12 protein-coding genes are annotated in these 13,787 nt (G+C 64.7%); 9 read left to right on the top strand and 3 right to left on the bottom strand.

All coding sequences use genetic code 11. The features are described 5' to 3' along the window. Positions 1-5 precede the first annotated feature (5 nt). Complete coding sequence (locus BDOA9_RS00885; RefSeq protein WP_025032064.1) at positions 6-1,262, bottom strand: GTP cyclohydrolase II; 1,257 nt, start codon at positions 1,260-1,262, stop codon at positions 6-8. A gap of 307 nt (positions 1,263-1,569) precedes the next feature. Here BDOA9_RS00885 and BDOA9_RS00880 point away from each other — a divergent pair, with 307 nt between their 5' ends. Next, positions 1,570-2,697 (top strand): threonine synthase, encoded by a 1,128-nt coding sequence (locus BDOA9_RS00880; protein ID WP_025032063.1) that lies wholly within the window; start codon positions 1,570-1,572, stop codon positions 2,695-2,697. A gap of 106 nt (positions 2,698-2,803) precedes the next feature. On the opposite strand, the gene BDOA9_RS00875 is transcribed toward BDOA9_RS00880, so the two are convergent. Continuing rightward, positions 2,804-3,619 carry a DUF2927 domain-containing protein gene (locus BDOA9_RS00875; protein WP_025032062.1) on the bottom strand — a complete coding sequence of 272 codons (816 nt, stop codon included), beginning with the start codon at positions 3,617-3,619 and terminating at the stop codon, positions 2,804-2,806. Between the two features lie 82 nt (positions 3,620-3,701). Continuing rightward, positions 3,702-4,280: a L,D-transpeptidase gene (locus tag BDOA9_RS00870; protein ID WP_025032061.1), complete on the bottom strand. Its 579-nt coding sequence runs from the start codon at positions 4,278-4,280 to the stop codon at positions 3,702-3,704. A 264-nt stretch (positions 4,281-4,544) separates the two neighbouring features. Here BDOA9_RS00870 and BDOA9_RS00865 point away from each other — a divergent pair, with 264 nt between their 5' ends. The 8 genes from BDOA9_RS00865 to BDOA9_RS00830 all read left to right on the top strand — a co-directional run bounded on the left by BDOA9_RS00865 (position 4,545) and on the right by BDOA9_RS00830 (position 13,766). Beyond that, positions 4,545-6,092, top strand: coding sequence for an acetolactate synthase large subunit (locus BDOA9_RS00865; RefSeq protein WP_025032060.1), 1,548 nt, complete (start codon positions 4,545-4,547; stop codon positions 6,090-6,092). Between the two features lie 38 nt (positions 6,093-6,130). Beyond that, entirely contained in the window at positions 6,131-6,649 is a 519-nt protein-coding gene (locus tag BDOA9_RS00860) for a hypothetical protein (protein ID WP_025032059.1), read from the top strand. A gap of 170 nt (positions 6,650-6,819) precedes the next feature. Then, positions 6,820-7,140, top strand: coding sequence for a hypothetical protein (locus tag BDOA9_RS00855; protein WP_025032058.1), 321 nt, complete (start codon positions 6,820-6,822; stop codon positions 7,138-7,140). A gap of 63 nt (positions 7,141-7,203) precedes the next feature. After that, on the top strand, positions 7,204-7,686 hold the full coding sequence (locus BDOA9_RS00850) for a hypothetical protein (protein ID WP_025032057.1): 483 nt from the start codon (positions 7,204-7,206) through the stop codon (positions 7,684-7,686). Positions 7,687-7,743: 57 nt separating this feature from the next. Continuing rightward, positions 7,744-8,226 carry a transcription elongation factor GreA gene (gene greA, locus BDOA9_RS00845; protein ID WP_025032056.1) on the top strand — a complete coding sequence of 161 codons (483 nt, stop codon included), beginning with the start codon at positions 7,744-7,746 and terminating at the stop codon, positions 8,224-8,226. Between the two features lie 124 nt (positions 8,227-8,350). After that, positions 8,351-9,028, top strand: coding sequence for a membrane protein (locus BDOA9_RS00840; RefSeq protein WP_025032055.1), 678 nt, complete (start codon positions 8,351-8,353; stop codon positions 9,026-9,028). Between the two features lie 239 nt (positions 9,029-9,267). After that, positions 9,268-13,380, top strand: a complete 4,113-nt coding sequence (locus BDOA9_RS00835; RefSeq protein WP_244521437.1) for a GAF domain-containing protein — start codon at positions 9,268-9,270, stop codon at positions 13,378-13,380. Further along, complete coding sequence (locus BDOA9_RS00830) at positions 13,377-13,766, top strand: response regulator (protein WP_025032053.1); 390 nt, start codon at positions 13,377-13,379, stop codon at positions 13,764-13,766. Before BDOA9_RS00835 ends, BDOA9_RS00830 begins: the two co-directional genes overlap by 4 nt. The last annotated feature ends 21 nt before the right edge of the window (positions 13,767-13,787 follow it).

Raw genomic sequence — 13,787 nt, 5'->3', positions numbered from 1 at the left:
CGCGATCAGTATTTTTCCAGCGAACGCCCGACCACGCCGTCCACGGACTGCTCCGGCGCGATGTCGGTGGAGTAATAGCCGGCGGCCTTCTTCGCGGCGATCTCGACATGGGCGTCAGCGGGAATCAGCTCCAGCGGGATCGGCACGCGCTCGACGATGTCGATGCCTTGCGAAGTCAGCGCGTCGTATTTCATGTCGCTCATCGACAGGAAGCGATCGATGCGCTTGAGGCCGAGCCAGTGGATCGTGTCCGGCATCAATTGCTGGAAGCGCGCGTCCTGGACGCCGGCCACGCATTCGGTGCGCTCGAAATAAGCGGCGGCCGCATCGCCATCCTCCTGCCGCTTGCGCGCATTGTAGACCAGGAACTTGGTCACCTCGCCGAGCGCGCGGCCCTCTTTGCGGTTGTAGACGACGAGCCCGAGCCCGCCCTCCTGCGCGCCGCGCGCGGATTCCTCGATGCCGTGGATCAGATAGGGTCGGCAGGTGCAGATGTCGGAGCCGAACACGTCGGACCCGTTGCATTCGTCATGCACGCGGCAGGTGACTTTGGTGCGATGGTCCGGCAGTTTCGTCACGTCGCCGAACAGATAGACCGTGGTGCCGCCGATCGGCGGCAGGAACACCTTCATGTCCGAACGCGTGACGAGCTCGGGGAACATGCCGGCGGTCTGCTCGAACAGCGTGCGCCGCAACTCGGTCTCGCCGGTGCCGAAGCGCGTCGCAAGGCCCGGCAGATACCACACCGGATCGATTGCGATCTTCACCACCGAGACGCTGCCATTGGCGTGCACGACCTCGCCGTCGGCGCGCAGCCGCTTTGCGGCGAGCGCGTCGCGGATCTCCGGCAGGTCGAGCCGCGCCCGCGTCACCGCGATGCTCGGGCGGATGTCCGCGCCCTCGGCGATCTCCTGGCGAAAATTCTCGGCGACCAGATGCCCCCAGGGATCGAGCGCGACGATCTTGGCGGGATCGCTCCATTGCGGGAACGGGCCGATGGTCGCGGCCGGAAAGGTGTTGGTGAGGTCAGGCCTTCGAATTGGATCTAGCGCGCCGGCGGAGACGGCGAGCGCGCGATACATCGCGTAGGACCCGCCATGGCTGCCGATCACGTTGCGATCCCCGGCGCGCGACACCGTTCCGATGATCGGTCCCCGCGCGCGCGCATCGGCGGCGCCCCAATGGATGGGAAAGGCGGCCTTCCGGCCCGGCTCCGGATGTGAGGTCAGGCGGATGTGGTCGGTACGGTTGGCACGGCTCATGTCCAGGCTCCCAAAAAGCCAACGGCCCGCCGCTCGGACGGGCCTGGCTCGCTTGCGACGCGAACCGGCGGCGCAAGCTCAATCCAACATATTGTAGCGGCCGGCGACGACAGACAAGTTAATCGTGGCAGGGCACAGGGGCCGTTCGCGGCCAAATTCCCGTCATCAAGAGCGCCGCCGGGCCTGCGAGGCCAGTTTAAGGAATTGAAATAGTTCTATTTTTCGTGTTTTCAAGGAGGTGTTGCTTCGTTTCGTGCGGCGGGCTTCCAGTTCGGCGCACCGCGCTGCCCCTGTCTTGGAGACTGCCATGCCTGCCGCCAGCTACATCGATCCCCGCAACGGAAAGCTCTATCCCCTGGACCAGCCGCGCTGGTGCTCGGACGAGCGCACGCCGCTGCTGGTGACGCCGGGGGCGGGCATCTCGCGCGAGGACATCGATGGCCAGACGCGGTCGCTCTGGCGCTACCGGGCGGCGCTGCCGGTCGAGATCAAGCACCCGATCACGCTCGGCGAGGGTTGCACGCCGCTGGTCGAGCAGCAATGGGGCGCCCTGCGTCCGCTGTTCAAGCTCGAATGGTTCAACCCGACCGGCAGCTTCAAGGATCGCGGCTCGGCGGTGATGCTGTCCTTCCTGCGGCAGATCGGCATCGACGCCATTCTGGAGGATTCCTCCGGCAACGGCGGCTCGTCGATGGCGGGGCTGGGCGCCGCCGGCGGCATGCGCGTCAAGATTCTCGCGCCGGCCTCGACGTCGCCGGCCAAGATCGCACAGGTCCGCGCCTACGGCGCCAGCGTGCAGCTCGTCGAGGGCCCGCGCGAGGAATCCGAAGCCGAGGCCATTCGCCAGTCGAGCCAGACCTTCTACGCCAGCCACAACTGGCAGCCCTTCTTCCTCGAAGGCACCAAGTCGCTGGCCTACGAGATCTGGGAAGATCTCGGTTTTCGCGCGCCCGACAATATCGTCGTTCCCGTCGGTGCCGGCAGCTCTCTGCTCGGCTGCGCCTTCGGCTTCCGCGAGCTGTTGAAGACCGGGCAGATCTCGAAGCTGCCGCGCCTGTTCGCGGCGCAGCCGCTCAATTGCTCGCCGATCGATGCAAGCTTCAAGGCCGGTGTCGATACGCCCGTCGCGCGTGAGGTGAGCAAGACCGTCGCCGAGGGCACCGCCATCAAAAATCCCCTGCGTCTGCGCGAGATCATCGCCGCACTTCGCGAGAGCGGCGGCGGCACCATCGCGCTCACCGAGGACGAGATCGTCGCCGCCCTGCGCCGCCTCGCGCGGCAGGGCCTGTTCGCCGAACCGACCAGCGCCAGCGCCGCTGCGGCGCTTGACAAGCTCGCGGCTGCCGGGGCCATCAAGGCGAACGAGACCACGGTCGCGGTCCTCACCGGCACCGGGCTGAAGGCCGCGACCACTGTTGCCGATCTGGTGCAGTAGCGGCGCTACAACTTGCTCCGTCATTGCGAGCGCAGCGAAGCAATCCAGTCTGTCACCGCGGAATAATTCTGGATTGCTTCGCTGCGCAATGACGAGTGAACTCACCTCACTCCTTCAGGTCATTCACCCGCTTCACCCAGGCGCGCACGTCCTTGAGCACGGCGGGCAGCACCGCCTTGACCTCCGCCACGGTCATGCCCGCCTTGATGCGGGGATCGTACAGCAGGTTGAGGATGTACTGGTCGTAGATGTCGAAATAGCCCATCGAGACGTTGTCGTTGAACATCGTCCAGGGCACGCTCGCGGTGTCGTTGATCGGCCCGAGCGATTGCAGCAGCTCCTCATAGGCGCAATCGAGGAAGGTGAAGTCGCCGTTGTCGACGGTGAGGATGACGTCGGAATGCTCGATCTCGAAATCGTCGTTCTTGCGGAAGCCGGACAGGCATTGCGGATCGAGCGAGGAGCGGATCTCGCGCGCCTTCTCGGCGCCGTAGAAGCTCGAGATGGTGCGGAAGAGATCGCGGTCGCGCACCAGCTTCACGCGCACGTTCGCCGCTTCGTTGGTCTCGATCATGGCGATGTCGAGATGCTGCACACGCTTGCCGATGTCGGCCACGACCTTGGCGAGCTGCGCCTTGCGATCGGCGCGGTCGCTCTCGGCGTAGACGCGCACCGGCCCGTCGAACTTGCGGATGCGGTCGACGCGGCCGGCAAGATGGTATTCGGCGCCGAATGCCGTCTTCAGGAAGCCGTCGACGATCTCGCTGTCGGTGAAGCTCTTCTTCTCTGCGCGCTGGCGCGAGGAGATCGCCGGCAGCTCGCCGGCCGCAGCCATGGTTGCGGTGTCAGGCGCACAGGTGAGCGTGACGAGCGCCAGCAGGGCGAGGCGAAGGCCGGGCGAGGGCGGGACAATTGCGCTCATCGTGCTGTGACGCTGCCGCATTCGCGCCGCGCGCACAAGACCGCAAATTCACGCGCCCTGCCGGTTCCGGCGGTGGCTGCTGTCAGTTGTTCAGCACCACCACGGTGGTGCCGACCGAGACGCGGCTATAGAGGTCGGTGACGTCGTCGTTGGTCATGCGGAAGCAGCCCGAGGAGACGGCCTGACCGATCGTCTCAGGCTCGTTGGAGCCGTGGATGCGGTACAGCGTCGAGCCGAGATACATGGCGCGGGCGCCGAGCGGGTTGTCGATGCCGCCCTTCATGTGGCGCGGCAAGTCCGGCCGGCGCGCCAGCATCTGCGAGGGCGGCGTCCAGTCCGGCCATTCCTTCTTGGCGGTGATCCTGTGCACCCCGGCCCAGCGGAAGCCGTCGCGGCCGACGCCGATGCCGTAGCGCAGCGCCTGCCCGTTCCCGAGTACCAGATAGAGCCGCCGCTCGGCGGTGTTCACCACGACGGTGCCGGGGGCGTAGCTGCCGTTGTACATGACGGTGGTGCGGGGAATCGGGCTCGCGCCGCCGCGGCCGATATAGCCGCCGGAACTGGTGCCCGTGAAATCTATCATCCCCGTCGCGGATGCGTCGGCTGCGCCAGCCAGCAGCAGCGCCATTGCGGCCATCGGTGCGGCAAAAAACCGGATCATTGTCTTCCCCAGAAAAAATCGATTCAACCCGAACCAGAGGCCATATTTGCGCGCATTTCGCAAGCCACGGGCCCGTGAGGGTCGCATCGTTGACGACTGGCGTTACCAAATCGCAACTCCCGCCAATTTGCCGGAAAGCGTTAGCCAAATCCGCGTCTCGTCACGCGGGGCAGAGCCGCAATGCCCGCTATTGCTTTGACGGGCCGCGCGAACAATGATTGACCGAACGGATTACTGGAAACGCCGGTTGCGGGAGCAGACAGAATGAACGGTGCGGAAAGCCTGGTGCGGACGATGGTCAAGGGCGGGGTGGACGTCTGCTTCACCAACCCCGGCACCTCCGAGATGCATTTCGTCGCGGCGCTCGACCGTGTCCCCGGCATGCGCTGCGTGCTCGGCCTGTTCGAAGGCGTGGTGACCGGCGCGGCCGACGGCTATTTCCGCATGAAGGGTACACCGGCCTCGACCCTGCTGCATCTCGGCCCCGGCCTCGCCAACGGCCTTGCCAATCTGCACAACGCCAAGAAGGCCAATTCCGGCATCGTCAACATCGTCGGCCAGCATGCCGTCTACCACATCGGCTACAACGCGCCGCTGACCTCGGACATCGAAGGCCTGGCCCGGCCGATGTCGTCCTGGGTGCGCACCTCGCCGGATGCCAAATCGGTTGCCGCCGACGGCGCGGCGGCAATTGCCGCCGCCAAAAGCGCGCCGCCGCAGATCGCGACCCTGATCCTGCCCGCCGACACCGCCTGGAACGAAGCCGACGGCCTCGCCGAGGTTCCGGCCGAGCAGCAGCGCGCCAGCTATTCGCCGCAGGCGGTCGAGCAGGCCGCGAAGATCCTGCACGGCGACGGCGAGGGCACGCTGCTCCTGATGACCGGCAGCGCGCTCAGCGAGCAGGGTCTGGCGCTGGCCGAGCGCATTGCCGGCAAGACCGGCTGCACGGTGATGGGCCCGACCTTCCGTCCGAAGATGGCGCGCGGCCGTGGCCGTTTCTCGATCGACCGCATCCATTACGTGATCGAGAACGCGCTGCCGATGCTGGCGAAGTTCCGTCACATCGTGCTGGTCGAGTCCGACGATCCCGTGGCGTTCTTCGCCTATCCGAACAAGCCGAGCATGCTCAAGCCGCAGGGCTGCGAGGTGCATCGCATGACCTCCTGGGGCGAGAATTCGGTCGCAGCCCTCGAGGCGCTTGCCGGCGCCGTGAAGGCCAGCACCAGGGACGTCAAGCCGCAGGCCTTGGCTGAGCTGGTCAAGCCGACCGGCGCGCTCACCTTCGCCTCGATCGCGCAGGCCATTGCCTGTGCGATCCCCGAGAACGCGATCATGGTCGACGAATCCCTCACCACCGGCCGCGGCTTCTTCCCGCCGACGGCGGCGGCCGCCCCGCACGACTGGCTGCAGAACATGGGCGGCTCGATCGGCTTCTCGACGCCGCTGTCGATCGGCGCGGCGATCGCCTGCCCGGACCGCAAGGTCATCACCATGGTCGGCGACGGCAGCGCGATGTACACGATCCAGTCGCTGTGGACCCAGGCGCGCGAGAACCTCGACATCGTCACCATCGTGTTCGCCAACCGCATCTACCAGATTCTGCGCGGCGAGTTCGACAATGTCGGCGCCGGCGAGCCCGGCCAGCGCGCCAACGACATGCTGCGCCTCGACCGGCCGACGCTGGACTTCGTGGCGCTGGCCAAGGGCATGGGCGTGCCCGGCCGCGCCGTCACCAACGCCGACGAGTTCAACAAGGCGCTGGCGGAGGCCGTCGCCGAGCCCGGCCCGCGGCTGATCGAAGTGCAGATGTAGGGCGTCAACAGAAGGAGCGCCGTGAGCCCGGAGGCACGATGCAGACCGAGCTGAACAAGGTGATCGCGACGCTCCGGGACTTCTACGCCCAAGAGGGTTTCCTGTTCGAGAAGGATGTCGGCGAGCGGGCGGTGACGCACCGTTTCGCCGTACATCTGGAAAGGCAGTTTTCGGGCTGGTCGGTCGATTGCAATTACGACCGGCTCGGCGAGCGCACGCTGCATCTGCCGCACGGCACCATCATCTCGACCGACGACCATCTCGGCAAGTCGATCTACCCCGATGTCGTCGTGCATCAGCGCGAGATCCCGAACAATCTGCTCGCCGTGGAAATCCGCAAGGCGAGCAATCACACCCCGCTCGAGCACGATCAGCACAAGCTGCGGGCGCTGACCGACGTCCATGTCTGGTTTCCCTATTGGATCGGCGTGCTGCTGGTGCTGGACAGGCTCCATGTGACGACGTCGGAAGTCTATGTCAGCGGTGCCGCCGACGAGGCGCTGTCACGCTGGTTCGCCTCGCGGCTGGAGGAGACCGGCCTCGGGGCGCGCGCATAGCGGCGTGCGAGTGTGACACACGCAGCGATGCCATGACGGCGGGCCATGCCGGTAATGTGATCCCCACCACAGTTCCGGCGGGGGATCGGACCTATTGTCGACGGACTTGCACGCGTCGATGCCGGAGGCCTACGCTGGCCCATTCGGATCAGGCATATTTGGAGGTTCTGATGCAGAAATCATATTTCCTGGCTGCGACGGCAGCGCTGGTGCTCATGATGCAATCGCCGCTCGCGCTGGCGCAGGGCACTCCAGCCACGGGGGGAACCGCTGCGCCTGCCGCGACGAGCACTGCTCCGGCCGCGACGACCACCGACACGTCCAGCCAGCCCGGTGACGGCAAGAAGAGCGCCTCGAAAAAGCCGGCGAAGAAGAAGATGACCCGGCAGCAGGAGATCGATCATTCGGTCGACACCGGCACCGTGCCGGCGCGCTACCGCAGCTCGGTGCCCAAGCAGTACCAGCAGTACATTCCGTTCGACAAACAGTAACGGATCGCACGGCGGCACGACGTGAGCGAACGGTGCCGCCGGTCATTCGGAGCGGGGGGAGTGATGAGTGACGAGGTGAAGGATGCCGGCCTTGTGGCCATGATCAGCAGCATCCTGGGAGGCAACAAGCGCGCGGACAATGTTGCACCGCCTCCGCTCGTCGAGGTGCCGCCGATCGTGCCGGCGGATCCCGCGGAGCCGGTCGAGACGTCCGAAACCGATGCGGCGGCCAAGGCCGAGAGCGCACCCGATGCCGCGCCGGCGACCGCCAAGCCGGCCGAGCCGCTCGCGCAAATCGCCACCACGCGGGAGGGCAAGCGCCTGCTGCCGGCGGAGGCGATCGCCGACCTCGTGCTCGGCGAGCTGCGCAAGCTGGACAACTTCCCGAGCTCCGGCGTTTCGGTTACGGTCTATGGTTACCGGCACTGGAACGCGATGCTCACCTTCGCGCCGTTCTCGACCAGTTTCCAGAACGCAACCCGGTTCCGTCAGGCCGTGCCGGATCTCGTCTTCAGGCTCCGCCGTTTCGTCGAACTTGAGATATAGTCTGGCTCGTCGGCGCCTCAGGGCGTCGCCAACGAAACAGTTCGACAGGATCTTCAATTGAGCGTCGCCTTCACCAAGGAAGAGAGCGCCGAAACCGCGTCCGAGACGCTGTTGCCGGACCGCCCGATCTCGCCGCATCCGAACCTCGTGACCGAAGCAGGCTTCAAGGCATTGCAGACGCAGCTCGCCGAAGCGCGCGCGGCCTATGAAGCCGCGCAAGCCATCGAGGACGTCAACGAGAAGCGCCGGCAGTCGGCCGTTCCGCTGCGCGATCTGCGCTATCTCACCGAACGCTTGCGCACGGCGCAGGTGATGCCCGATCCTGCTTCGACGGAAATCGTCGCCTTCGGCAGCACCGTCAGCTTCAGCCGCGCCGACGGCCGCGTCCAGACCTACCGCATCGTCGGTGAGGACGAGGCCGATCCCAAGGCCGGCTCGATCTCGTTCGTTGCGCCGGTTGCGAGGTCGCTGATGGGAAAAGCGGTCGGCGACGTCGTCGGCACTGGCGCGCAGGAGATCGAGATTCTGTCGATTGCCTAGAGGCGGGCGCCCGGGGAAGCTTGCGTGGCAAAGAGCGCCATCGACAGCAGCAATCCCATTGGCCTAGAGCATGATCCGGAACAGCGCGAGGCCGTCGTCTCCGCCAAACGAAGTTGATGATCGGATGAGACGGTTTTTGTCGGGAGCCTTGCCGTTCTACGCGCTGGCCGGGCTGGCCATGTGCATGTACCTCGTTCTGTACCGGACGAGCCTGTTCGACCTGAATGCCATCGTCCATGGCGCGACCGGGTCGGCATGGTTTCCGGCCTTCATGTTCGTCTGCGTGCTGGTGGAAGCGGTCTTTCCGTATTTCGGCTATTTTCCCGGAACCGCCCTCATCCTGATGTCCGTGGCGCTCAGTCCGAAGGCCGTTGATGGCTCGGTCTTCGCCGCGGCGTGGCTCGCCATCATCCTGGGTGCCGTTCTCAGCTACGGACAGGCTCGTTTCTTCAGGCCGTTCCTGCAGCGGGTGGCCTCCAAGGCGGCCCTGCGCCGATGCGAGTCCCTGTTCGACGCCTATGGCCGCTATGCGCGCATTGCCTTGTTCGTTCATCCCAACGCCTGCGCGATGTATTTCACGGCGCTCGGACTGCTCGGCCGCAGCCTGACGCGCGAGCTCGCTTATCTCTGCGTGGGTGCCGCGGCCGCGGTGGCCATTCTGTTCGTCATCGTGACCAGGCTGGTGTCGTCCGTCGGCCCCACCGACGACGGCGAATTGCAGGTGCTGCTGGCCGCCGCGTTGGTCGCGATCGGGACCTTGATCGGTCTCTACACGGCCTGGCGGCCACAGCGCGCGGCGTGAACCGCCGCTCTCCGCCGTCGTTGCGGGGAGCTCTTGCCGGCAGCGCAACGCCGGTCAGCTCGCTCGATCGGTCGATGAGCCGGTTCGGTCGATCGGGAAGGCCAATCGACGCGTAGTCAATCGAAAATCAACCCCCGGTATGTCTGGTCCGAAGCACCTGATGGTGGAATAATTCCCGGCGATATCTTGATTTTATTTTGACGTCGGCCGCGAACCGGCTGGCGACGTGGATTTTCATCATGGCCGCGCTTCCTCAGGACGTTGTGGCGGATTTGCAGCAGGAGAACGCGCGGCTCCAGGCCGAATTGCGCGCCGCACAGGATCGCGAGACCGCCACCGCGGACATTCTCAGGATCATTGCCAGTTCGCCATCGGAGGTGAAGCCGGTCTTCGATGCAATCGCGAGGCGCGCAAATGCCTTGCTCGGCGGCTTTTCGACGACCGTATTCCGCTTCATCGACGGCCATGCCCATTTGGCGGCGTTCACGCCGACGAATTCTGCCGCCGATGAAGCTTTGACGAAGATGTTCCCGCGTCCGATTTCCGATTTCGAGAGTTTTGCGAGGACAGAGGCCGGCAAGGTGGTGCCCACCCCCGATACCGAAGCGCTGACGAACGACATCAAATTCATCGCGCGCGCCCGCGGCTTTCGCAGCATGTTGTTCGTTCCGCTTGCGACCGGCGGCGTGGTGATCGGCATGATCAGCGTCACGCGGGCCGAGCCGGGGGCGTTCGCTCCGAATCATGTGCAACTTCTGCAGACCTTCGCCGACCAGGCTGTCATCGCCATCGAGAACGTGCGGCTGTTCGACGAGGTGCAGGCGCGTACCGACGATTTGCGGGAATCGCTGCAGCAGCAGACCGCGACCGCCGACGTGTTGAAGGTCATCAGCCGCTCCGCGTTCGATCTGCAAACGGTTCTCGACACGTTGACGGAATCGGCGGCGTCGCTGTGTGGTGCCGACATGGCGGCAATCGTCCGGCACGATGGCGATGGCGGCTACTATCATGCAACCCGGTACAATTTCTCGCCCGAATGGGCCAAGGTCTCGGCGGACGTTCGGCTCAATGCTGGACGCGGCAGCCTGGTCGGGCGCGTCCTGCTCTGCGGCAAGGCCGTGCAGATCCCGGATGTCCTGGTCGATCCCGACTATGCCTATCCCGAGCAACAGAGGGCCGGCGGCTACCGCACCCTTCTGGGCGTGCCCCTGCTTCGGTCCGGAGAAGCGATCGGCGTGCTGTTCCTGGGCCGCAAGACCGTGAACTCGTTCACGGACAAGCAGATCGACCTGGTCTCCACCTTCGCGGATCAGGCCGTGATCGCGATCGAGAATGTGCGGCTGTTCGACGAGGTGCAGGCGAAGACCCGCGATCTCGCCGAATCGCTCCAGCAGCAAACCGCGACTGCCGATGTGCTGAAGGTGATCAGCCGCTCGACCTTCGATCTGCAAACCGTGCTCGACACGCTGGTCGATTCGGCGGCGCGGCTGTGCGAGGCGGAGATGGCCTTCATCATGCGCCGCGAGGGCGATGAATATCAGGCCGGAGCGGCGGTCGGGTTTTCCGAGGACTACATCGCCTTTCTGCAGGCTCATCCGATCGTCCCCGGCCGTGGCACGGTCACGGGTCGAGCCGTCCTCGAACGCCGCCCGGTGCAGATCCTCGACGTCGCGGCCGATCCCGAATACGGCCTGCAGGCGTCGGTCACGATGGCTGGTCAACGCACGGCGCTCGGTGTCCCGCTCCTGCGCGAGAATGAGCCGATCGGCGCGATCGTGATCGCCCGCAAGCGCGTGCAGCCCTTCACCGAAAAGCAGATCGAGCTCGCAGCCACATTTGCCGATCAGGCCGTGATCGCCATCGAGAATGCGCGGTTGCTCAAGGAGTTGCGCGAACGTACTGAGGATCTCAGCGAGTCGCTGCGCCAGCAGACCGCAACGGCCGACGTGCTCAAGGTGATCAGCCGTTCGGCGTTCGACTTGCCCAATGTTCTCGAGACGCTTGTCAGCTCGGCCGCACGGCTCTGCGGCGACCCGAGAGCCGCGATCTATCTCATTGGCGGCGGGCTACTGCACCTGGAAGCCTCCCACAACAACCCACCGGAATGGGTCGCGCTACGCAAGAGCCAGCCGCTTGCGCCGGGCCGCGACACGCCGAGCGGCCGGGCAGTGCTTACTGGCCGGGTCGACCATGTCGCCGATCTCATGAAAGACCCCGACTTCTCGCGGCATGACCTCGCGAGAATCGGCGGCTATCGCGCGACCCTCAACATACCCCTAATACGCGAGGGCACCGCGATCGGGGTTCTCAGTTTGGCGCGACCGGAGCCGGGCCCGTTTACCCAGCGACAGATCGAGATCGTGCAGACCTTTGCCGACCAGGCGGTGATCGCCATCGAGAATGTCCGGCTGTTCGAACAATTGCAGACCAGGACGCGAGATCTATCCGAGGCGCTGACGTACCAGACCGGTAGCGCCAATATCTTGAGGGTGATCGCTTCATCTCCGACCGAAGTCGGACCGGTGCTCGAGGCGATCGTGGAAAGCGCATGCGGGCTTTGTGAGGCATATGATGCGCTGGTCGTTCTGAGGGATGGCGACGATATCGTCATCCAGGCGCACCATGGCCAAGTTCCCGTGGTGTGGAGCCGACGATCGATCAGTGTCGAATCGCCTACCGGCCGGGCGATCATCGATCGCCGCACCGTTCATGTGCACGACCTGCTTGGGCCCGAAGGAGAGCAATATCCAACTGGACGCGAATATGCGCTTCGCTCCAACGTTCGGACCGTCTTGAGCGTGCCGCTCTTGCGCGAAGGCGAGAGCATGGGGGCGATCGTGCTGCGTCGTATGGAGGTGCGCCCATTCGACGACAAGCAGATCACCCTGCTGCAGACCTTTGCCGATCAGGCTGTTATCGCCATCGGCAATGTGCGTCTGTTCGAGCAATTGAATGAATCGCTGGAGCGGCAGACGGCAACGTCGGAGGTGCTGGAAACCATAAGCGCTTCGTCGGGCGGACTCAGTCCGGTCTTCCACAAGATGCTGGAGAATGCGACGCGAATTTGCGGGGCCGGTTTTGGCACCATGAATCTCTACGAGGAGGGCGGCTTTCGCACGGTCGCATTGCACAACGCGCCGCAAGCCTATGTCGATACCCGGCTCTACCAGCACATTCGCCCGCATCCCGCGAGCGGGCTCGGCACCGTCGAGAAGACTCATCAGACGGTTCACATCGACGACATCAGGACGCAGCCGCCCTATGTCGAAGGCAACCCCAACGTTCGCGCGCTCGCCGACCTTGCCGGGGCAAGGACCCTCGTCATCGTGCCCATGCTCAAGGAAGACGAGCTGATTGGCACCATCACGATCTTCCGCCAGGAAGTGAAACCCTTCACGGACAAGCAGATCGAGCTCGTGTCCAACTTCGCACACCAGGGCGTGATCGCGATCGAGAATGCACGCCTGCTGAATGAATTGCGCGAGCGCACGATGGAATTGTCGCAATCGCTCGAGGAATTGCGAAACGCGCAGGATCGGCTGATCCAGACCGAGAAGCTTGCCTCGCTCGGGCAGCTCACCGCCGGCATTGCGCACGAGATCAAGAACCCGCTCAACTTCGTCAACAACTTTGCTGCGCTGTCCTCCGAACTCGCCGACGAACTCGCCGACGCGCTGCGTTCGGCCAATCTGGGCGAGGCGGAGAGGCAGGACATCGACGCGCTGATCCACATGCTGAGAGGTAATTTGGAGAAGATCGTGCAGCACGGAACGCGCGCCGATTCCATCGTCAAGAACATGCTTCTGCACTCCCGTGAAGGATCTGGCGAACGCCGCGCGGCCGACATCAACGCCATCCTCGAAGAGAGTCTCAACCTCGCCTACCACGGTGCCCGCGCTGAAAGAGCCGGCTTCAACATCACGCTCGAAAGAAAGCTCGATCCGTCTGCGGGAGCGCTCGAGCTGTATCCGCAGGAAATCACGCGGGTGTTCCTCAACCTGGTCTCAAACGGCTTCTACGCGGCCGGCAAGCAAAAGGACGCCGCCGGTGACGGCTTCGAGCCGAGGCTGTGCGCGACGACCACAGACCTCGGCGGCGCCGTCGAAATCCGCATTCGCGACAATGGCACCGGCATTCCGGCCGATGTCAGGGAGAAGATATTCAATCCATTCTTCACGACCAAGCCGGCCGGCGAAGGAACCGGTCTTGGCCTTTCGATCTGCCACGACATCATTGTGAAACAGCACGGCGGCAGTATCGAGGTCGATACCGAGCCGGGCGAATATACCGAGTTCATCATTACGCTGCCGCGTACGCGGGCGGCACCGTTGCAGACCGGAGGCAGAAATTGAGCGTCTATATCATGGTGGTCGACGACGAGCCCGATGTCGAGGCGCTGTTCCGCCAGCAGTTTCGGCGCGATCTGCGCGCCGGTCGTTTTCTGATGGAGTTCGTATCCTCGGCACCCCTCGCGTTGCAGCGCGCGGCCGAGATCGAGGATGCCACCCTGATTCTGATCCTGTCCGACATCAACATGCCCGGAATGAGCGGACTGGAGATGCTGCCTATCGTGCGCTCGGCTCGCCCCGATGTACCTGTCATCATGATCACGGCCTATGGTGATGCCGAGACCAGGCGCAAGGCACTGGAGAAGGGCGCCGCCGACCTGTTGACCAAGCCAATCGACTTCGCCGCGCTGCGCCAGGAGATCGATGCGAGGCTCGAGCAGGCTGCATGATTGCAACCACTCTCGAGGACA

Origin of the sequence: Bradyrhizobium sp. DOA9 (assembly GCF_000617845.2) — a bacterium.
GTDB lineage: Bacteria > Pseudomonadota > Alphaproteobacteria > Rhizobiales > Xanthobacteraceae > Bradyrhizobium.
The sequence above is the reverse complement of the archived record's forward strand: the minus strand, read 5'-3'. Positions and strand labels throughout refer to the sequence as shown.